The 19791-nt window shown below is 61.0% G+C and carries 25 protein-coding genes and 1 tRNA gene; 15 read left to right on the forward strand and 11 right to left on the reverse strand.

What is annotated here, in order from left to right:
• On the forward strand, positions 1–774 hold the full coding sequence (eutC, locus tag AB7951_RS08980; RefSeq protein WP_120292982.1) for an ethanolamine ammonia-lyase subunit EutC: 774 nt from the start codon (positions 1–3) through the stop codon (positions 772–774).
• 984 nt (positions 775–1758) lie between these two features.
• Here the strand turns inward: eutC and AB7951_RS08985 are convergent.
• A complete protein-coding gene (locus tag AB7951_RS08985; RefSeq protein ID WP_120292986.1) occupies positions 1759–2070 on the reverse strand; it encodes a hypothetical protein in 312 nt (103 codons plus the stop codon).
• 475 nt (positions 2071–2545) lie between these two features.
• Between AB7951_RS08985 and AB7951_RS08990 the strand changes: the two genes are divergently transcribed.
• A complete protein-coding gene (locus tag AB7951_RS08990; protein ID WP_147421754.1) occupies positions 2546–2767 on the forward strand; it encodes a hypothetical protein in 222 nt (73 codons plus the stop codon).
• A gap of 9 nt (positions 2768–2776) precedes the next feature.
• Here the strand turns inward: AB7951_RS08990 and AB7951_RS08995 are convergent, their stop codons facing one another.
• Together AB7951_RS08995 and AB7951_RS09000 are read right to left on the reverse strand one after the other, a co-directional pair.
• Positions 2777–2980, reverse strand: coding sequence for a hypothetical protein (locus AB7951_RS08995; protein WP_120292988.1), 204 nt, complete (start codon positions 2978–2980; stop codon positions 2777–2779).
• Positions 2981–3074: 94 nt separating this feature from the next.
• Positions 3075–3338 carry a hypothetical protein gene (locus tag AB7951_RS09000; protein ID WP_093762074.1) on the reverse strand — a complete coding sequence of 88 codons (264 nt, stop codon included), beginning with the start codon at positions 3336–3338 and terminating at the stop codon, positions 3075–3077.
• Between the two features lie 290 nt (positions 3339–3628).
• On the opposite strand from AB7951_RS09000, the gene AB7951_RS09005 reads away from it, so the two are divergent.
• On the forward strand, positions 3629–4054 hold the full coding sequence (locus AB7951_RS09005; RefSeq protein ID WP_120293146.1) for a hypothetical protein: 426 nt from the start codon (positions 3629–3631) through the stop codon (positions 4052–4054).
• A 50-nt stretch (positions 4055–4104) separates the two neighbouring features.
• Complete coding sequence (locus AB7951_RS09010) at positions 4105–4737, forward strand: hypothetical protein (protein WP_120292990.1); 633 nt, start codon at positions 4105–4107, stop codon at positions 4735–4737.
• A 129-nt stretch (positions 4738–4866) separates the two neighbouring features.
• Here the strand turns inward: AB7951_RS09010 and rlmB are convergent, their stop codons facing one another.
• Entirely contained in the window at positions 4867–5718 is an 852-nt protein-coding gene (gene rlmB, locus AB7951_RS09015; RefSeq protein ID WP_120292992.1) for a 23S rRNA (guanosine(2251)-2'-O)-methyltransferase RlmB, read from the reverse strand.
• A gap of 244 nt (positions 5719–5962) precedes the next feature.
• On the opposite strand from rlmB, the gene AB7951_RS09020 reads away from it, so the two are divergent.
• A tRNA-Tyr gene (locus AB7951_RS09020) sits at positions 5963–6048 on the forward strand.
• A 486-nt stretch (positions 6049–6534) separates the two neighbouring features.
• Here the strand turns inward: AB7951_RS09020 and AB7951_RS09025 are convergent.
• A complete protein-coding gene (locus tag AB7951_RS09025) occupies positions 6535–6900 on the reverse strand; it encodes a hypothetical protein (protein ID WP_120293044.1) in 366 nt (121 codons plus the stop codon).
• Positions 6901–7372: 472 nt separating this feature from the next.
• On the opposite strand from AB7951_RS09025, the gene AB7951_RS09030 reads away from it, so the two are divergent.
• From AB7951_RS09030 to AB7951_RS09040, 3 genes are all read left to right on the forward strand, one after another.
• On the forward strand, positions 7373–8422 hold the full coding sequence (locus AB7951_RS09030) for a YeeE/YedE family protein (protein ID WP_120293046.1): 1050 nt from the start codon (positions 7373–7375) through the stop codon (positions 8420–8422).
• Positions 8423–8555: 133 nt separating this feature from the next.
• Positions 8556–8984 carry a DsrE family protein gene (locus AB7951_RS09035; RefSeq protein ID WP_439061728.1) on the forward strand — a complete coding sequence of 143 codons (429 nt, stop codon included), beginning with the start codon at positions 8556–8558 and terminating at the stop codon, positions 8982–8984.
• Positions 8985–9014: 30 nt separating this feature from the next.
• Positions 9015–9467, forward strand: coding sequence for a DsrE family protein (locus AB7951_RS09040; RefSeq protein WP_120293050.1), 453 nt, complete (start codon positions 9015–9017; stop codon positions 9465–9467).
• Between the two features lie 109 nt (positions 9468–9576).
• Here AB7951_RS09040 and AB7951_RS09045 read toward each other — a convergent pair whose 3' ends face one another.
• From AB7951_RS09045 to AB7951_RS09055, 3 genes are all read right to left on the reverse strand, one after another.
• Entirely contained in the window at positions 9577–10686 is a 1110-nt protein-coding gene (locus AB7951_RS09045; protein WP_120293052.1) for a YeeE/YedE family protein, read from the reverse strand.
• A gap of 69 nt (positions 10687–10755) precedes the next feature.
• Positions 10756–11133 carry an ArsR/SmtB family transcription factor gene (locus AB7951_RS09050; protein ID WP_068731992.1) on the reverse strand — a complete coding sequence of 126 codons (378 nt, stop codon included), beginning with the start codon at positions 11131–11133 and terminating at the stop codon, positions 10756–10758.
• A 35-nt stretch (positions 11134–11168) separates the two neighbouring features.
• Positions 11169–11567 carry a thioredoxin fold domain-containing protein gene (locus tag AB7951_RS09055; RefSeq protein ID WP_165826790.1) on the reverse strand — a complete coding sequence of 133 codons (399 nt, stop codon included), beginning with the start codon at positions 11565–11567 and terminating at the stop codon, positions 11169–11171.
• 49 nt (positions 11568–11616) lie between these two features.
• Between AB7951_RS09055 and AB7951_RS09060 the strand changes: the two genes are divergently transcribed.
• Together AB7951_RS09060 and AB7951_RS09065 are read left to right on the forward strand one after the other, a co-directional pair.
• Entirely contained in the window at positions 11617–12360 is a 744-nt protein-coding gene (locus AB7951_RS09060; RefSeq protein ID WP_199712132.1) for a cytochrome c biogenesis protein CcdA, read from the forward strand.
• Positions 12361–12380: 20 nt separating this feature from the next.
• Positions 12381–12977, forward strand: coding sequence for a SoxW family protein (locus AB7951_RS09065; RefSeq protein WP_120293054.1), 597 nt, complete (start codon positions 12381–12383; stop codon positions 12975–12977).
• 13 nt (positions 12978–12990) lie between these two features.
• On the opposite strand, the gene AB7951_RS09070 is transcribed toward AB7951_RS09065, so the two are convergent.
• The 3 genes from AB7951_RS09070 to soxA are packed head-to-tail and all read right to left on the reverse strand — an operon-like array spanning position 12991 to position 14975.
• The gene (locus AB7951_RS09070; RefSeq protein WP_120293056.1) at positions 12991–13491 is read right to left on the reverse strand and encodes a heme-binding protein; all 501 of its coding nucleotides are present in this window, start codon (positions 13489–13491) and stop codon (positions 12991–12993) included.
• Between the two features lie 22 nt (positions 13492–13513).
• A complete protein-coding gene (soxX, locus tag AB7951_RS09075) occupies positions 13514–14140 on the reverse strand; it encodes a sulfur oxidation c-type cytochrome SoxX (RefSeq protein ID WP_120293058.1) in 627 nt (208 codons plus the stop codon).
• A gap of 10 nt (positions 14141–14150) precedes the next feature.
• Positions 14151–14975 carry a sulfur oxidation c-type cytochrome SoxA gene (soxA, locus tag AB7951_RS09080; RefSeq protein WP_120293060.1) on the reverse strand — a complete coding sequence of 275 codons (825 nt, stop codon included), beginning with the start codon at positions 14973–14975 and terminating at the stop codon, positions 14151–14153.
• A gap of 165 nt (positions 14976–15140) precedes the next feature.
• On the opposite strand from soxA, the gene soxY reads away from it, so the two are divergent.
• From soxY to AB7951_RS09105, 5 genes are all read left to right on the forward strand, one after another.
• A complete protein-coding gene (soxY, locus tag AB7951_RS09085) occupies positions 15141–15605 on the forward strand; it encodes a thiosulfate oxidation carrier protein SoxY (RefSeq protein ID WP_068732003.1) in 465 nt (154 codons plus the stop codon).
• 48 nt (positions 15606–15653) lie between these two features.
• Positions 15654–15983 carry a thiosulfate oxidation carrier complex protein SoxZ gene (gene soxZ, locus AB7951_RS09090; protein ID WP_120293062.1) on the forward strand — a complete coding sequence of 110 codons (330 nt, stop codon included), beginning with the start codon at positions 15654–15656 and terminating at the stop codon, positions 15981–15983.
• 102 nt (positions 15984–16085) lie between these two features.
• Positions 16086–17783 carry a thiosulfohydrolase SoxB gene (soxB, locus tag AB7951_RS09095; RefSeq protein ID WP_120293064.1) on the forward strand — a complete coding sequence of 566 codons (1698 nt, stop codon included), beginning with the start codon at positions 16086–16088 and terminating at the stop codon, positions 17781–17783.
• 40 nt (positions 17784–17823) lie between these two features.
• The gene (gene soxC, locus AB7951_RS09100) at positions 17824–19104 is read left to right on the forward strand and encodes a sulfite dehydrogenase (RefSeq protein WP_120293066.1); all 1281 of its coding nucleotides are present in this window, start codon (positions 17824–17826) and stop codon (positions 19102–19104) included.
• A complete protein-coding gene (locus AB7951_RS09105) occupies positions 19088–19789 on the forward strand; it encodes a c-type cytochrome (RefSeq protein ID WP_120293068.1) in 702 nt (233 codons plus the stop codon). The genes soxC and AB7951_RS09105 overlap by 17 nt, the downstream gene beginning before the upstream one ends.
• The last annotated feature ends 2 nt before the right edge of the window (positions 19790–19791 follow it).

A 19791-nucleotide genomic window follows, 5' to 3' on the forward strand; every position in this document is an offset into this window, starting at 1 on the left:
ATGACGAAGGAGCCAGAACGTACATCCCCACTGCCACGCGATCTGCGGCAGATGACGGACGCACGGGTACTTCTCGGCAGATTCGGAGCGGGCATGCCGACACGCGCGGCACAGTCCTTTCTGCTCGATCACGCGCGTGCACGGCAGGCCGTGTGGTCCAGTGTCGATTGGGCTTCGGTCGAAGCCGGCCTGAATGAGCTCGGGCTGGGTATCATCGAGGTCGCCAGCAAGGCGGGCGATCGTGCCACCTATGTCCGTCGCCCCGATCTCGGCCGAACTCTCTCCGCCGAGGTTGCAGAGCGGCTCGCAAGCATGACGCCGGGCTGCGATGTCGCGATCATTCTCGCCGACGGCCTTTCCGCCAGCGCGATCGACATCAACGCGGTGCCGCTGACGAGGGCGATCGTCGCACGGCTGTCGGCCCGGCAGCTTTCCATTGCGCCTATCGTTCTGGCATCGCAGGCGCGCGTCGCCATCGGAGATCCCATTGCGGCGATCATCGGCGCGAAGGTGTCAGTCATGATCATAGGCGAACGTCCCGGCCTTTCGGCGGCCGACAGTCTCGGAATCTACCTGACCCATTCGCCCGCGATCGGCACGCCGGATTCGAAGCGAAACTGCATCTCCAACGTCCGGGATGGCGGCCTTGCCATTGTGGATGCCACCGACCTGGTCGTATCGTTGGTGGTCGACATGTTGAAAGTCGGTGTCAGCGGCGTCGGGCTGAAGGCGGCTCTCGACGTCTTGCCGTGTCCGGATGCGAACGGGCGGTGACCTTCCGGAACGCTCGTGACGTCAGCGCTGCAATAACATCGGCATGGTCCAACGGGCAGACCGAGGGACGGATAACAAAGCTCAAGCTCGTTAAGCGTCAGTCAGATGTATGGACGCGCCAAGCTCGACTTGCTCCAAGCCCGACTAATCGGCGCCCCGTGATGCGCCTGCACCAAATTGCGTCAGAGCCCAATATTGCCCCCTTAATCCGGGGACCGCGCCTTCGATCCGAGGCGTGCGAGGCCGCGCCGAGCGGATGCTAGCGCGGGACGCCAGAGCCGGCTGGAAGGCGCAATGTGCGAACCTGCATTGTTGCAATGCAGCAATTAGCTATCGCAATGCAGCAAAGGGGGCTAGGCTGCCTTATTGAATCCTACGAGGAGAATAATAGTGAAGATGACTTCCTTATCGATCGCAGCCGTCGCCGCGATCGCGATTTCGGGTGGCACTGCCGGCTTCGCTGCGGAGTTGCCGACCTATGAATCGGCGGGTTTGCCGATATCGGCGGTGCAAGTTCGAGTGCTGGGAGCCGCGAATGTCCAGGAACAGTCGGCGGCGCCAACCTCCACGGCCTCTGTGCATCAGCTGGGAGTCCTAGCACCGCGGACGACAATGACGACCGCGACGGCCGCAGCAACCCGGACCGAAACCGCTCACCCAATTCGTTGACCGGCACCTCCGTAGCCGTTTGAGGCCTGGGCCCTCAACTGCGGCCGCTCGTCATATGTCTGCTGCAGGAGCACGGCGGCGGGGACTTCCGATTGTCCACCTTCACCGTCGGACAGCCGTTATCTCATTGAATTCATAGTCGAAGATGCGCACCATCGCACTCCAGATCCCTAGGGGCGAGCTGTGCGAGATGGCGCTCCCACTCTTCAAGCACCTCAAACAGAAAGTTCAAGCTTTCTCTCTCTAAGCGCACCATCATTTCAATAACCTGGCCAAACGGTCTTTTCGCACCGGCTCGCCATCGGTGGGTTCAACCTATGAACGTTGTTCCAAGGTAGCCCGGACTTTTGCGATGACCTCCTGATAATAGGCCTCCCGCTTGTCCTGCATGTCCTGTTGCCGTGCCTTGAATGATGCAACGCGATTGCGGATGTCTTCCCGGAGATCAGTCAGCTTCATCGGCTGCGCAGGTTCCGGGAGGATCTGCTTCGGATTTTCAGCGGCTTTCATCTCGGCGTCTACCGCAACGGTCAACTTCGCGGCCAGCTCGGGCTGGTTGCCCGAGACCTCTTTTACAAACGCCAATGTCTCCGCGATTAAACGATCGCGCTCTTCGACCCAACTCATGGCGTCATCATTTAGATTGAGCGACGTTAGTGCAAGCGTGTCAGCGGGTTAAGCCTAACGGGGCACAGTGCAGAATTGGCTCCGTCGTCGTGTCAGCGCCAATGCGTCTCCAAGCGGCCTGCTGACGCCTTTGGGCGGCTGGCTGTGGGAGGTTCGCCGACGGCGAACGGGCGTCAAATAATCAAATAAACAGACAGGCTGCGAACGAGGCCGTCAGGCCGAAGAGTAGGGCGCCTGCGCAGAGGGCGCGCTCCAAGACCTCGCGTGCGTGATGTCGCTCGAAGCACTGCCGGCTGAAATACTGGTGAGTGAAGTGGTCTTCCATCTCCGCCTCCCTGAATGGGGATAGAGAATCCTTCATGTGATTCGCCGTCAAGCGGCGTGTGTGCTAAACTGTTAAATAAGCCCCGCGGCGAGTTGAACCAATTTGCCGTTCGCGCGACCAAAGCGCGTCTCAATGAGTAAGGGGAATCGCATGACTTTTCGCGAATCCATCACCCGGCTTTTCGGCAGCACCTCAACGCCCGAATCTGAAGAGCGCGCCAGGCGACTGAACGCGTCCATGGATGAGTTTGTGCGGCTACTGCATACCAATGGCTACGACAGCAAAAGCCCCACCACCCCTAGAGAGGTGGCAGGACTTTCGGAACGTCCATCCTGCGCTCAGGACGCTCAGTCTTCCAACCAAGGATTGTGAGAGTCGTTCCTAGGCCACTGCCGGCGGTACCGCGATCGGCTTGCCCGTGTCCTCTTCGGTGCTGCACGGCTGAATAGTGTAGCCGTCCTCCAGCACCGTCTTGCCGTCCACAACATCAACGAGTCCGGCTTCGTCGGCATGTTGCCAGACGTCCTCCTCGGTCGGGAATTCCTGGCTGAGCTTCTGGTCGTCTTCGAATAGCGCGTAGGGCATGTGCCACCTCCGGCGCGGCAACGCGGCAGAGGTTGAGTAAGTTCGATCGCAGTGGCCAATCTGCCCACCCGTCAACCGGCCTGTGGAACCTCAATCAGAAGCAGGGATACGCCCGGCCGTCCTGGCCGCGATAGGCCGCGGCCGATTGCTTGCAGCGGGCGGCGAGGGGACCGTCGTAATAGGCGAAGGTGCCCGGCTGCAGACCCGGACCGTAATTGTGCCCGAACTGGATCCGGTAGGGCTGGCCGGGTGCGGCAAAGACGAAGGTTTCGGCGCTGTGATGATGTTTCCAGTGCCGCGCGAAAGCAGGGGTCGCGACCAGCGTCGACAGGATGATGGCTGCACTGAGGAACTTCATCGGGGCTCTCCGGACATGACGACTGCAGATGTCTGCGACAACGACGGCTGAAGGGATCAGACCACGTTGCCAAGGCAACGCGCAAGATGTGTGCGGCGCGCGCTTGACGTCTTTCGACCGGGATCAGATCGCCGTGCGAGCGCGTTGCGTTAACGAATCCACGCTGCGATCCCGCGCATTTGAACTTCGCCTGATGCTTGCGCGTTAGGCTTACCGGCAGTTTAGACCGCGCCCTTAACCCATCCTGCCAGGCGTTCGAATATCGTACCGCCGAGATGCAGGACATGGCCATGCGAATCCTTTCAGCGCTGCTTTTCGTGATCGCGACCACGCTTCCGGCGGCAGCCGCCGATGGATTCAACATCGTCGTGCCCGGTCGTCCCGGCGTGCCGATCATCATCAACGGCGTCGATGCGTCCTATCGCGTGATCGAAGGCGACTGGGGCTTGCAGCGCGGCATTCATATTCAGCCGACAGTCTATGGCGGCCGTTACGTCGATCCGGTCCCGAATGTTGGCCACTACTATCCGAGCCTTGGTCACAAGCCGGGCTACGGGCGTCTGGAAATCGAGCCGCCGGCCAATCGCAAATTGCCGCAGCCGGCCGAGAGCTTCCACGAGCACTGGTCGGCGAAATCCGCGCCGATGGAGCGGCATAATGAAGTGCCGTTCAATCCACCTGAGGTCATCGTCGCACCGCCAGAATTCCGACGCTGACCGACCAATCACCAACACCAAAAAAAGACACCCGACAGGAGAGAGTATTCATGCGTAACGTGATTTCAAAATGGGTTGCGGCATTTGCCGTTGTCACCGCCACTGCCGGCGCTGCGCCCGCAATGGCCTGCGGTGGAGGCCTGTTCACCTCAAACGGCTGCTCGCCTTGCGGCCAGGCCTATGTCAGCCCCTGTGGCTATGGCGCCGGTTATGAGCGGCTGCCCGATCCGACGCCGGTGACGCGTCAGTATTATTACGCCAATCAGGGCCCGACCTTCAGCGGCCCGGGCATGTTCGCGCCGGTTCCGACCTATCAGGAAACCGCGATCGGCTGGCGCGGCTATGGCCAGGGTTACGGTCAAGGTTACGGTTACGGCTATCGTCGCGGCTATTACGGCGGCCCCTATGCCAATCCGGTGAACTACTCCTATGGTCCGGCCTATCGCGCGCCGGCGATCTACAGCTATCCGTCGCGCAGCCAGTATCGTGCGCGCCCGAGCTATCGCTACGGCTACAGCATGCAGCCGCGCACGCGTTACGGCACTACGCAGCGCAGCTACGCGTCGCGCACCGGCTATCATCAGGCGCATCGCTATGGCGCGCCGAAGGTGATGTATGCGCCGCGCGCCGCAGCTCCGCAGCGTGGTTATCATCAGCCGCAGCAGCATCGCCGCGCGTACTGATCTGATTGAATTGAACGAAGAACGCCCGCTCGCAGCAATGCGGGCGGGCGTTCTCGTTTTGGATAGAGGGATTCTTGTTTTGACGCGTTTTCTTGACGCGAACCGGGACCCACTTCGCTCGAAAACGCTCTAGCCCATGAGTCCGAGCTTGCTGGCGCCGACATAGAGCGCAAGCACGGCGGCGTTCGACACGTTGAGGCTCTTGATCTCGCCGGGCATGTCGAGCCGCGCGACGACGCTGCAGGTCTCTCGCGTCAGCCGCCGCAATCCGCTGCCTTCGGCGCCGAGCACCAGCGCCAGCGGCTGTTGCAGCGGGATCGCGCTGATGTTTTCGCTGCCCTCGCTGTCGAGACCGACGGTCATGAAACCGAGATCGTTCAGTTCGTTCAGCGCCCGCGCCAGATTGGGCACCGTGATCATCGGCACCAGTTCCAGTGCGCCCGAGGCGGATTTCGCCAGCACGCCGGTGGCCTCCGGGCTGTGCCGCGCCGTGGTGATGATCGCCTTGACCGCAAAGGCCGCGGCGGAGCGCAGGATAGCGCCGACATTATGCGGGTCGGTGATCTGGTCGAGCACCAGCACGATGCCGTCCTGGGACAGGCTGTCCAGATCCGGCGATTCCAGCGGTTCGACCTCGGCCAGGAGGCCCTGATGCACGGCATCGGGCCCCAGCCGGCGATCGATCTCGTCCGGACGGACCAGGACCGGTGCCACGCGGGTATCGATCTTCTCCTCGGCAAGACGCCGGGCGGCGTTCTCGGTCAGAATCAGCTTGAGAATTTTCCGCTGCGGATTGGCTAGCGCCATGGTGACGGTATGCCAGCCATAGAGGATGGCCGGGCCGTCACCGCCGGATTCCCGGCCCCGCCGGGGCGGCCGCCGGCCCTGATCGCGGGGTTTATCCCGGTTTTGACTGCTTTGGCCGTCGCGTCCCTTGTCAGGTCCACGCTGGAATCGCTGTTTTCGTTCTCGATCGCTCATGGCTGGCTTGTCTCACGCATGCCGAATAATGGCAATTTGGGGCCCCGGAAAGAGGTCGGGAAGGGCGGATATTCCTGCCAGGGTCGGTTGACTTTGCCCCATGGCTTCCGTCATAAACGCGCCAACCGGGAGCCCGTTTACGGGCGCGCGTTTTAACGTCATCCATGGCCGTCCAGCCACTTGTTCGGTGGGACTGCCGTGTTGGGCCAAGGTCTTGTTGGGCTTGGTTCCGATGGCGTCAGGCGGGGGAGTGTCCCGAGTGGCAAAGGGAGCTGACTGTAAATCAGCCGTCTTATGACTTCGAAGGTTCGAGTCCTTCTTCCCCCACCATTTTCAAATCGCTAGCGAATTGGCCCTGCGGGGCGGCGGCTTGTCAGCAATCCTGTAAGCAATTCCATTTTCGGCGTTTGTTCGCTTCAGGCAGCGCGTATTTGCTTGGTTCCGAACACGCCAGCCTAATTCGATTTGGGGTCCGACGGTGGCTTCCGCAGGTTGGCGGTCTCGGGATCGAAGCCAATAGCGTAGACGTCCAAGACGCCAGCTTCACGCAGCTTCCGTAGCTCGCTCGCCGTCTGATCGAGGGTCTGTACGGTTCCGTAGCAGACCTTCTCCGGCTGCCCGTGAGGGGTCCCGTAGATACTGTAGGCCACGACTGAAGCAGACCCCGTGATTGCTGCGAAAGGTTTGCAAACGCTACCGCAGTCATTGGCGCGTTGTCTATCAAAATAGACAACTTGGCGGTGGACGGCTGCGTCAACGCTTGTGGCCGCCAAGACTTGCGCAGATGGGTCATGACCGTGGTGGTGCTAAGCTTGCTCACGCATGCACGCTTCTCATTGGTTTATCTGACAGCCACGAACACACCGCGGCTGGAACTGCTCCCGCTATCGCAACGGACACATCGAAATATGGCTGGCCCATGTAGCGTGCGACAAGCTCGGCCAGGACAGCAGCCACCGGCATCGTCGCGATGAGCCGCACGTAAAGCGGCTGGGCAGAAAGCGCCCAGTCCACTCCTGCCGTCAACCAAGCAGGAATGACGGCGAGCACATACGCAATTCCCACCAGCCACGCCAGGAACCCGATGCCGGGAAAACCATCGCGCAACAACTGATCGGCTGTGATGTAGACGAACAGCACGAGTGGCGGAAACAGCATCGTGAAAACGAGTAGTCGCTTCATAAAATCATCTCCAAGATCTCTTGGTCTGACTTGGAGAAGTTTTCGTTCAACTTTCTCAGTCGCGTGAACTCAGCGTTGCACGGCCGTGCGGCCGGTGGCGTACACCCTTCTCCGAGCCCCGCCGTCCTCATTCGGGAGCGCGGGAGCCTAGCCCTTGATGTTGCTTTGATCGATGAAGCTTCAGATCCGCTTGCCGCGTCCTCCAAAGAACTGAGCGCTATGCCCCGTGTTGAGCCGGGCAAGATCGAAAATGCCGTTTCGAAAATTGGGTGCGAAACAACAGTGTGGCGATCTCTGCCGCTCCCAGAGCGATAGTCATTCTGTATCGTGTTTCCGAGTCTGATGGAATTATGTTTCCTGTTTTTCATCGTCCGTAGAACTTCCTCCTTAAATCATGCGTCAACTGGACCGCTTCTGAAACTGCCAGTAGTAATCCGGCGTCATCACCTCAAAATCACGTTCGGATCATTCGATGTTTGCGCTCCCGGTTATCGCGGGTTTTGCGATTGGCGCCGTTTTCGGCGTGGTCGGTCTGCTGAGCGGGTTCTGCCTCATGAGCAGCCTCCGCGACTGGTGGGCGCATGACGACGGACGCAAGATCCGGAGCTACGCGGTGGCGGTTGCCGTGGCGGTTGTCGGCACACAATTCATTGCCGGCACCGGCGTGGTCGAGATCGCCAAGTCGCTTTATCTGCAGCCGTCATTCTCGGCGCCGTTGATCTTCGTCGGCGGGCTGTTGTTCGGCTTGGGCATGGTGTTGTCGAATGGCTGCGCGTCGCGCGCACTGGTGCTGCTGGGCAAAGGCAATCTACGATCGCTGGTCGTGATCGCGATCATCGGCGTTACCGCGCAGATGACCTTGAAGGGCCTGCTCGCGCCGTTGCGACTATCGATCCTGCAATGGACGCAGACGACGCCTGGGGTGAATTCTCTCCCGTCGCTGTTCGGAACGCTCGGCCTGTCTGACGCGACGGCGCGTGTCGTAGCAACTTTGATTGTCGGCGTTGCGCTATTGGGGTTCGCGCTGTCGCATCGTGCGTTCCGACGTTCGCCGGGGCAGCTCGTGGCGGGATTGGTGATGGGCCTGCTGGTGATCGCCGGCTGGCTGACGACCGGTTGGCTTGGTGCTGATGAGTTCGATCCGATTCCGGTGGCGTCGCTGACATTCGTGTCGCCGGCTGCCGATACGCTGCAATTCATCATGCTGTCGACGGGCATGACGCTGAATTTCGGAATTGCGCTGGTGGCGGGTGTGTTCATCGGCAGCCTACTAACAGCCCTGCTGACCGGACGCTTTGAGTTCGAGGGCTATACGTCGGCACGCCACACGGGCCGTTCGATGGCAGGTGCCGCGCTGATGGGGATCGGTGGTGCGATGGCTTATGGCTGTTCGATCGGGCAGGGGCTGACGGGTGTGTCAACGCTCGCATTGCCATCCTTCGTTGCGGCTGCGGGTATCTTTGCGGGCGCTGCAGTTGCGATCCGCGGCCTGGCACTGCGTCCTGTGTTTGCGACGCAATAAATCCTCTCAAGTCCGCTTCGTTAGTTTGATTGCGCTGGCGCAGGGCGATTGCTAATCAATCCCCTGATCGTCAGAGGTTTTGTGCGCAATGAATAAGCGAGGGCTGTTTTTCTGTTTGTCGGTCCTTGCGCTGATGTCATTTGCAACGGGCGCGGTCACTGCGCAGACACGGCCCGCCAAACAGGATGCCGCTCCGGACAAGCCCTTCGCCGAGCATTTCATCGCCTTGCAGCTGTCCGATTCCGATCCGAAGAAAGAACGCCTCGTTCTCAGCGTCGCCAGCAATCTCCTGAAAGCCTATGGACCGGACAAGGTGGCGGTTGAAGTCGTCACCTTCGGTCCCGGCATCGATCTGTTGCGCGACACCAACGAACACCGCGCACTGGTCGATAGTCTGGTGACACAGGGCGTGCGCTTCAGCGTCTGTGGCAATACACTGGATACGATCGAGCGAGAGACTGGCAAGCGACCGGCGATCAATCCGCATGCGGTGGAAGTGCTGGTCGGCGTCGGCCATCTGCTGGATCTGACTGAGCGCGGTTTTACGATCGTGCGTCCCTGAAATTGTATGTCCCTGAAAAGGAATTTTGAGATGCGATCATTGTTGAGATCGATTGCCGGAGCCGTCCTGTTGTCGCTGATCGCGTTGTCCGCTTATGCAGCAGGCGCGAAGGAGCATCGCGTCGCCATTCAGGTCAATCAGAACGATCCGGCTCTGATGAATCTGGCTTTGAACAACGCGACAAACGTCATGGAATTCTACAAGGCGAAGAATGAGGATGTTCAGATCGAGATCGTCACTTATGGTCCGGGTCTGCACATGCTGCGCGACGACACGTCGCCGGTGAAGGACCGCATCAAGCAGATCGTCGATGCCAGCTTTCCGTCCAGCGTCAAATTCATCGCCTGCGGAAATACCAAAGAGGGCATGGAGAAGCGCGAGGGCAAGGCTATCAGTGTCGTATCCGAGGCGACGGTGGTGCCATCGGGCGCGGTTCGGCTGATTGAGTTGCAGGAAGCCGGCTGGAGCTACCTCAAACCCTGACGCTAGAGCCTTATTGGTTCTGATTGCATCAGAACCGGGCCCTGGCCTTTTTGTTGTGACGCGTTTTCTTAACGCGAACCGGCATCCACTTCGCTCGAAAACGCTATAACTACTTCGATGGCGGGGCTTTCCGCGCCAGCAGCATCCAGTTGCGCTGGATGAGGTCGCGTGGCGAGCCATCGACCAGAATCGCAATGCCGACGCGCGCGCCAAGTATCATGCCGCCGACGGCGATTGGCCAGGACAGTGCCAGCATCGATCCCGCGGTGATGCCCTGACCGATGGTGCAGCCGCCCGCCAGAATGCCGCCGACGCCCATCAGGCAGGCGCCGATAAGATGGCGGCGCATTTCGTGATCGTCGTCGAAGGCTTCCCAGCGCAGTTCTGCGGCCAACCACGCTGCGGCCCATGCACCGGCAATGACGCCGAACACGCTGCCGACGCCGAAATCGGCGAAGTTCGCGACATTCAGAACCCCGGCATACAGTGCTTTTCCGATCGTCGATACGAATGTCAGGCTTTGCGGGCGGGGCGGGCCAGCGAATTCATCGGTTAGCCCGACCGTGACGAGCCAGCCGGCAATCGTGAGCAATCCGAGTGCGACACCGGCAGTGAGCAGACGCGGCGCGCGGCGCAGGCGTTTGTCGCTGAGTGCCAGCCAACAGAGGCCACTGCCGACAATGATGGCGAGCGGCACGCGCAGATCGCGGCCGGTCGCTTGCGTCAGCAGCGATGCAAAGTCGGAGCGTATGCCGTCCGGCATGCGGATCGCTAGCTGCTCAAGCACGCCAATGCGAAGATCGGCGAACAGTCCGCGCAAGGTCGCGTAGGCCGTCGCACCCAGCACGAGGATCACGATCAGACTCCTGAGATCGCCGGTGCCGAGCCGCACCAGCGAGCCGAAGCCGCAGGTGCCGACCATTGCCATGCCGGTGCCGAACATGATGCTGCCGATGACGATCGCAATGAGAGGCAATGCGGTGGGAACGTAAGTTGTGTGTTCCGGCGCGAGAAAGCCGGACAGGATCAGCGCCTGCGTGCCGAGCACGGCGATACCCAGCGCCAGCCCAAAGATCTTCAGGCGGCGATTGTCACCGCCCATCAACGCATCTTCAATCGCGCCAAATGTGCAAAGGCGCGCGCGTCGTACGGCAAACCCTGCAGCAGCGCCGATGGCAAAGCCAGCCAGCGCCGATAACCAGGCAGACATGTTCTGCATGGGTTTCCTCCCGATGTGAGGAGCGCCGGCCTTACGGGCCGCGCTTCTCCGCCTGCCAGATCGGCGGCGTTATTTTTTCTTGGTCGGCGCCGGCGTGGCGCAGAAAATATCGTAGATGACCGAGATGACGCTTCGCACGTCGTCATTGGCCAGGCTGTAATAGATCGTCTTGCCGTCGCGGCGGGTCTCCACCATGCCGTCGTAGCGCAGACGCGCGAGTTGCTGGGACACGGCTGACTGCCGCAGCGACAGGATGTTTTCCAGTTCGGACACTGACCGTTCCCGCTCCGCCAGCAGACACAACAGCAGCAGGCGGTTTTCGTGCGAGATCGCTTTCAGGAAATTGCTGGCCTTGCGGGCCTTGCGCATCAACTGATCGAGTTCGGGGGAATATTCCGCACCGTCGCGCAGTTCGTCTTCGAGTTCGGATGGGATGATAGAAGCCATGGCAGCGTGCGTGTCCCGCAAATGTTTGAAGAGGATCAGGAACGATTGGCGTTGGGCTGTGAGGTGGTCAGTCTGGCAGCATACTTCCCGAGCAGGCTCCAGAAGGATTCGTCGTTCATGTAGCCGGTGATGCGGCCGATCTCGCGGCCGTTGTCGACGATCAGAAAGGTCGGCGTGAAACGCACAGGCGAGGCCAGTGCGACGCCCGGCGATTTGTCGCGATCCATATCGATGCGGCGCAGCGGAAGAAGCTTGGCTTCGTCGGTCTTGTCATAGACCGGCGCGATCTCGCGATTCCATCGCGCGCACCAGACGCAGCCATCGCGCTCGAACATCAGTAGTTCGGACGCATCAGCGATGCGCGGCGACAGCGCCGCAGTCATCACCAACAAAGTCGCGATCAACGAGGTTTTCAGAGGCAATTTCCACGTCATGTGTTACACATACACGAATTTGAATGTTTATGCCAGAACCGGATCCGCCGTGGTGTCCTCAATCTCGTTCCTTGGTGCACTGGGCGCAGGGCTGTTGTCGTTCCTGTCGCCATGCGTTCTGCCGCTGGTGCCGCCGTATCTCTGCTTTCTGGCAGGCGTCAGCCTGGACGAACTCGATGATCGCGGTGGCCAGGCCGGCTGGCGACCGAACGGACGCGTGGTCGCGTTGTCCTTTGCGTTCGTGCTGGGGTTTGCGACGGTCTTCGTGGCGCTCGGCGCATCGGCATCGCTGATCGGCAAGGCGATTACGGCGCATTTCGAGACGCTGGGCATCGTCGCCGGTCTGCTGATCGTCATTCTCGGACTTCACTTTCTCGGCGTCTTCAGGATCGGGCTGTTGTTTCGCGAAGCGCGCTTTCAGGCCGTGCGCAAGCCGGCCGGATTTCTCGGCGCCTACCTGGTCGGGCTTGCCTTCGCTTTCGGATGGACGCCCTGCGTCGGGCCGGTGCTGGCGGCCATTCTGATGGTCGCAGGCGCCGAAGGTGCGCCGGCTCAGGGCGCGCTTCTGCTTGCGGCCTACGCGATGGGGATTGGAATTCCCTTCATGCTGGCTTCGTTGTTTTCGGGGCCTTTCATGCGGCTGATGGCGCGGCTGCGTCGGCATATGCTGGCTATCGAGAAGGTGATTGGCGCCGGCCTTGTCCTGACCGGCGTTCTGTTTTTGACTGGCGCAATGCCGCGCATTTCAGGCTGGATGCTGGAGACCTTTCCGGCCTTCGGCACCATCGGGTGATGCGGGATCGGGAGGATCGAATGTCCAAGCGAGAGTCCATAACTGGCGTGATCACCAGACGGCATGCGCTCGCGGCCATCGGCTTCGGCGTGGTCGGGTTACGCGCTGCACCGGCATCAGCGAAAGCGACGCTCGGTGATGACGGGCTCTATCAGATGGACTGGTATCTGGAGAGCTTCCTCGATCTCTCCGAGGATCTGGCGGGTGCGAGCGCCAAGGGCAAGCGCTTCGCCATCATGTGGGGGCTCAAGGGCTGTCCGGCCTGCAAGCGCATGCATGAGAGCTACATGACCGATCCGAAGATCGAGACCTATATCCGCGACAATTTCGAGATCCTGCATCTCAATCACATCGGCGCGCGGGAGGTGACGGATTTCGACGGCCGCAGGCGCGGCGAGAAAGCCTTTGGCGAAGCCTATGGCATTCGCTTCACGCCGACGATCCAGTTCTTTCCGGAGACCGTCGCGGGACTGGCATCGAAAAGCGGGCAGGCGCGGGAAGTCGCGCGCATGCCCGGGCTGCTGGAGCCCGTGGAATTTCTGGCGATGTTCCGCTACGTGCGCGAGAAGGGTTACGAGACCGCGCCATTTCCGGAGTGGCTGAAGAAGCAGGCGTAGTCGCGCGGGCGAACTAGAAATCCAGCTTGTCCTGGATCGCGGCAATGCCGGCCTTGGCGCAGAGTTCGTCCGCATCGCCACCCGGGGCTCCCGAGACGCCGATGGCGCCTAGCATCGAACCGCCGCCTTCGATCATCATGCCGCCACCGATGATCACGACACCAGGCAGGTTGCGCAGTCCGGCCTGCATCATGCCGGGCTGGCTGATCGCATTGAGTTCGGTGGTGCTGTTGCGAAAGGTCGCGGAGGTCCATGCCTTGCCGGTCGCGGTCGGCGGCGTGTGCGGTCCGGCAAAGCGGTCGCGCAACAGGACTTGCGGCGTGCCAAAGCGATCAACCACGGCAACGGCGACCTGATAGCCGCGCTTCTGGCAGTCGCTCAGCGCCGCACGGGCGGCGTCGAGCGCCAGCTCAAGTCCGAGGGACTTGTAACCGACGACAGGTTCCTCGGCTCTCACTGCAGATGATGCGAGCATCGACAGGACGACGGCAAACCACACGTTTCTCTTCGTCATATCGATCCACTCCCGGTTCGCGTTACTTGTTCACCGGCGATTCCGGATCGAACAGGAAGGCCACGATATCCTTGATCTGCTGTTCGCTCAGCACCTTGTTGACGCCGAAGCGCGGCATGTTCGAGCAGGCGAACATGGCTTGCGAGTCGTAGACCTTGGTGAAGGCGTTCTTGATTTCCTGCGGATCGTATTTGCGGTCCTTGCCGTAATTGGTCAGGCTCGGCCCGAGCGTGCCGTAGCTGACCTCCTTCTGCTCCATCTGATGGCAGGCGTAGCAGTTGCCGCCGGCGACGGTGTCGGGCGGATCGGAGAACTGGCCGCCGCGGCCGTTATTGGCGATCTTCGCGCCTTCCTTCCAGTTGCCAAGGAATTTGCCGTCGGCGGGATACACCACCCGCGCCAGTTCGCGCGCGGTGATCTTCTCGGCCTCGGCGCTCGGCACCTCGTTGTGATAGGCGTTGCAGGTCTTCAGCGTCTCGTCCGGCTCGATGCGTGCCTGCCATTCCGGCGGTGCCTTGCCGAAGGTCGATTTCATATAGGCATCGACGAGCGCCGGATCCGGCGTCTTGGCGGCGGTCTGCGCGTATGCGGATGTCGTGAGCGAGCCTGCTGCGAGAACGAGCGCGGCGAGTGTCAAAACGCGTTTCATCCCGGGCTCCTTATCGCTTGATCGACGGGACGTTGAGTTCGCCGGCCGCCGCTTGTTTCTGCAGGAAAGAGGTGAGGGCGGTCAGCGCATCCGAGCCGTATTCCGGCACGGGCCAGCGCTGCTGGCGGAAGCAATCCCACAGGCGATGCTGCATGGTGCGCAGCGCGCCCTGCGAGACGCGATAGGTCGGCCAGCCGCCCATGGTTTCCTGCGCCGGCTTGCCGGGCTTGGAAAAGTTCGGCAGTCCCTGTAGCCGGATGCGTTTGCCTTCGTCGGCGTGACAGGTGGCGCAGGAGAAATCATTGACGCCGCCGCGGCGATAAAACAGCGCTTCACCAACCGCCACCATCTCCTGCTCCTTGGGATGGCTCAGCGGAATGTCGATCTTCATGCCGTTCGATTTGTTGGCGATGTAAGCGACGAGATCTTCCATGTCCGACGCGCGGCCGGGGCCGGAAAAGCGCCGCGCGACGACATCCTTGGTGTCGAGACCCTGAATGTTCTGCATGCACCACAACAGACGCTGCTCGAGATCCATGACCTTGTCGGCATCTGCGAAGTAGCGCGGCAATTGCGCGAAGGCGCCTTCGAGCTTGCCGGCGCCGAGACCGAGATTGCAGGTTTCCAGCGAGACGTTCTTGCTGCCGCGGGCTTCGCCCCACAGCGCTTCGCCGCGATCGACGGCGAGATAGCCGGGATTGGACATCGGGTCCGAGATCATCTCGCGATAGCGTTCGATCTCTTTCTCGCTGGCGTCCTGCGCATGAATGCCGAAGCTCCCCGCGCAGAGTACCAGAATGGCCGCTGCTGCTGACCGAATGACGGTCTTCCTCATCTGTCCCCTCCCACATCGCCGTCTCTGCGGCACTTGTGCATTTCAGATCTTTACATTCAAGAAAAAGAATATAATGATATGTCCCAGATAAGATAGATCAGACTTGGAATCGTCAAGCGATACTATTGTAAAGGGATTGCTCAAATCCCGCAGGAGGAAGCACTCATGATTTTGAAATCGGTCGAGAAGACCCGTCGCGAAACGCTGGCCATGGCCGCGATCGCCGGTCTCGCAGCAATCCTTGCTCCCAGACTATCGCTGGCCGATGAACAGGCGGTCGCCGCCGAAATCAAGAAGCTGTATGGCGACAAGAAATTCGAAAGCGGCAAGATCAAGCTCGACGTGCCCGAGATCGCCGAGAACGGCCTCGTGGTCCCGGTCAATGTCGATATCGAAAGCCCGATGACCGATGCCGACTACGTCAAGTCGGTGCATGTGTTCGCCGAAGGCAATCCGTTGCCGGCCGTCGTCAGCTACCGTTTCACGCCGGCTTGCGGCAAGGCCTCGGCCTCGACGCGCATGCGCCTTGCGGAAACCCAGAACATCGTCTGCATCGCCGAAATGTCCAACGGCAAGCTGCACATGGCGAAGGCCAATGTGAAAGTCACGATCGGCGGCTGCGGCGGCTAGTCGCGCAGCTTCGTTCACAGAATAGATTTATCAGGCGAGGACTTTCCCATGGCAACCAAACCAACCCCGCGCGTTCGCGTTCCGACCCAGGCCAAGCCGGGCGAACTGATCGAGATCAAGACGCTGATCTCTCACGAAATGGAATCCGGCCAGCGCAAGGATGCGGCCGGCAAGGTCGTGCCGCGCAAGATCATCAACAAGTTCACCGCAGCCTTCAACGGCAAGATGGTGTTCGAGGCCGACTGGAATCCCGCCATCTCGGCCAATCCCTATCAGTCGTTTTTCTACAAGGCTGCCGAGTCCGGCGAATTCACCTTCACCTGGAAGGATGACGACGGCTCCGACTATGTCGCGACCAACAAGCTGACCGTGGCCTGACGGATTGCAGACCTTGAATTGCAGATACTGAATTGAAGATCCTGGATCTGACGTTCTTCTGAACATTCACCCTTCCATACCGGAAGGGATCATAGGTGGATCATGATATCGAGGCGGGATTTCCTGCAAGCGACCGCGGCTGCGTCTGCGCTCACGATCGGCAGCGGCCTTGGCCCGCTGGGTCGCGCGGCGGCACAGCAACGCCTCACACAGGCCGACATCCTGCGGTTCGATCCGCTGGGCACGGTGACGATCCTCTATGTCGCCGACACGCATGCGCAGCTGATGCCGCTGCACTTCCGCGAACCGTCAGTCAATCTCGGCGTCGGCGAAGTGAAGGGCATACCGCCACATCTCACGGATGCCGAGTTTCGCAACTACTTCAAGATCGCGGCCGGCACGGCCGATGCCTTCGCGCTGACGGCCGATGATTTCGTAGCACTCGCCAAGAATTACGGCCGCATGGGCGGTATGGACCGTATCGCGACATTGATCGGCGCCGTGCGCGCCGAGCGCGGCGACGACAAGGTGCTGCTGCTGGATGGCGGCGACAGCTGGCAGGGAAGCTGGACGTCACTACAGACCAAGGCGCAGGACATGGTCGACGTCATGTCGGCGCTGAAGCTCGACGCCATGGTCGGGCACTGGGAATTCACCTACGGCGCCGAGCGCGTCAAGCAGATCGCCGATAGCGCGCCCTTCGCCTTCCTGGCGCAGAACATTCGCGACAACGAATGGCAGGAGCCGGTGTTCGAGGCGCGCAAGATGTTCGAGCGCGGCGGCGCCACCATCGCCGTAATCGGTCAGGCGCTGCCGCGGACGGCCGTCGCCAATCCGCGCTGGATGTTCCCGAACTGGGAGTTCGGCATCCGCGAAGAGGACATCCAGAAGCAGGTCGATGAAGCCCGCGCTGCCGGTGCGTCCATCGTGGTGCTGCTGTCGCATAACGGCTTCGACGTCGACCGCAAGCTGGCCGGCCGCGTGAAGGGGCTCGACGTCATCCTGACGGCGCATACCCATGACGCGATGCCCGGCCTGGTCAAGGTCGGCAATACGGTGCTCGTCGCGACCGGCTCGCACGGCAAGTTCGTCTCGCGCCTCGATATCGAGGTGAAGGACAAGAAGGTCTCCGATGTCCGCTTCAAGCTGATGCCGGTCTTCGCCGATGCGATCAACCCCGATCCTGCAATGACTGCGCTGGTGGAGAAGGTGAGGGCGCCGTTCACCAAGGATCTGGCGCGCGAGATCGGCAAGACGGATTCGCTGCTGTATCGCCGCGGCAATTTCAACGGCACGTTCGACGATCTGATCTGCAACGCCATGATGTCCGAGCGCGATGCGGAGATCGTGCTGTCGCCCGGCTTCCGTTGGGGCGGCACGTTGATCCCCGGTGATGCGATCACCTGGGAGCAGATCACCAACGCCACCGCGATCACCTATCCGAACTGTTATCGCAACCAGATGACCGGCACCCAGATCAAGGAAGTGCTGGAAGACGTGGCCGACAATATTTTCCACCCCGACCCGTATTTCCAGGGCGGCGGCGATATGGTCCGTATGGGCGGCATGGGCTACGCGATCGATATCTCCAAGCCGATGGGATCGCGCATTTCCGGGATGACTCATCTGAAGTCCGGCAAGCCGATCGAGGCCAGCAAGACCTACACGGTCTCGGGCTGGGCCAGCATCAACGAGAATACGCAGGGACCACCGATCTGGGACGTGGTCGCGGCGCATGTAGCGAAGGTCTCAACCGTCAGGATCGAACCCAACACCGCGGTCAAGGTGACTGGTTCCTGATCGCAGGCCCTTGCATTGCAGAGATACGAAAGCTGGTCGCATGACTGATCGAACCTCAACCGAAACGCTCAATCGCCGCCGCTTTCTCGGCGCAGCGGGTCTGGCCGGTGCCGGTGCAGCACTTTCGGCGATTCCGGCGCTCGCGGGCGAGACGGCAAAATCCGAAGCACTCATTACGGATGTGCAGGACTGGCAGCGCTATCTCGGCGATGGCGTCGATAAACATCCTTACGGCGTACCCTCGAAGTTCGAGAAGAATGTGATCCGGCGCGACGTACCGTGGCTGACGGCGTCGGCTGAATCGTCGGTGAACTTTACGCCACTGCACGACCTCGACGGCATCATCACGCCGTCCGGCCTGTGCTTCGAGCGGCATCATGGCGGCGTCGCCGAGATCAATCCGGCGGATCATCGGCTGATGATCAACGGGCTGGTCGACAAGCCGCTGGTGTTCACCATGGACGACATCAAGCGGATGCCGCGCGTTAACAAGGTGTACTTCCTCGAATGCGCTGCCAATTCCGGCATGGAATGGCGCGGCAGTCAGCTTAATGGCTGCCAGTTCACCCACGGCATGATCCACAACGTGATGTATACCGGCGTGCCTTTGAAAGTGTTGCTGGATGAGGCCGGGCTGAAGCCGAATGCAAAATGGTTGATGCTGGAGGGCGCCGATTCCGCCGGCATGAACCGCTCGCTGCCGATCGAGAAGGCGCTGAACGATGTCATGATCGCTTTCGCCATGAATGGTGAGGCACTGCGTCCTGAGCAGGGCTATCCGTTGCGTGCGGTCATTCCCGGCTGGGAAGGCAATCTGTGGGTCAAGTGGCTGCGCCGCATCGAGGCCGGCGATCAGCCGTGGCAGACCCGCGAGGAGACGTCGAAATATACGGATCTGCTGGCCGATGGAAATTCCCGCAAGCATACATTCGTGATGGATGCGAAATCTGTGGTGACCAATCCGTCGCCGCAGGCGCCATTGAAGCACAAGGGCCGCAATGTGCTGAGCGGGCTCGCGTGGTCCGGGCGCGGCACCGTGAAGCGCGTCGATGTCTCGATGGATGGCGGCCGCAACTGGCAGACCGCGCGCATCGACGGCCCGGTCTTCGACAAATCCGTCGTGCGCTTCTATGCGGATTTCGACTGGAACGGACAGGAGCTGATGATCCAGTCTCGCGCCATCGACTCCACCGGCTACGTGCAGCCGTCGAAGGACGATCTGCGCAAGGTGCGCGGCGTCAATTCGATCTACCACAATAACGGCATTCAGACCTGGCTGGTGCGTTCGGGCGGGGAGACTGAAAATGTCGAAATCGGCTAACGCCCTGACACTAATGCTGGCGGCATGTCTGCTCGGCGGCACGAGTGGGTCAAGCGCTGCCCAGCAGATGGCGGGCCGCGAGATAGCGAAGCCCGCCGCGAAGCTCGGGCTGGGGCGGGCGGCCACGGCTGAAGAAATAGCGGCCTGGGACACCGACGTGCGGCCGGACGGGCGAGGTCTTCCGGTCGGCAAGGGCACCGTGAAGCAGGGCGACGATCTGTTTCAGGAAAAGTGCGCGTCCTGTCACGGCGAGTTCGGGCAGGGCGTCGGTCGATGGCCGGTGCTTGCCGGCGGCGCGGGGACATTGAAGGCGGACCGGCCGGACAAGACCGTCGGTTCGTTCTGGCCCGATCTGTCCACCGTGTTTGACTACATCAAGCGCGCGATGCCCTATGGTAACGCGCAGTCGCTGACCAATGACGAGGTCTATGCGCTAACGGCCTATATTCTCAGCATGAACGATATCGTCAAAGACGAGACATTCGAACTCAACGAGAAGAACTTCACGTCGATCAAGATGCCGAATGCTGCAGCATTTTTCGAGGACGACCGCGAGACGTCCGAGAAGCAGTTCTGGAACAAGAACCCGTGCATGAAGGATTGCCGGCCGGCACCGAAGGTGATCGGGCGGGCCATGGCAATCGACGTCACGCCTGACGGCAAGTCCGGCCCCAAGGTCGAATAGTG

The organism is Tardiphaga sp. 285_C5_N1_2, from assembly GCF_052076065.1.
GTDB classification, from domain to species: Bacteria; Pseudomonadota; Alphaproteobacteria; order Rhizobiales; family Xanthobacteraceae; genus Tardiphaga; species Tardiphaga robiniae.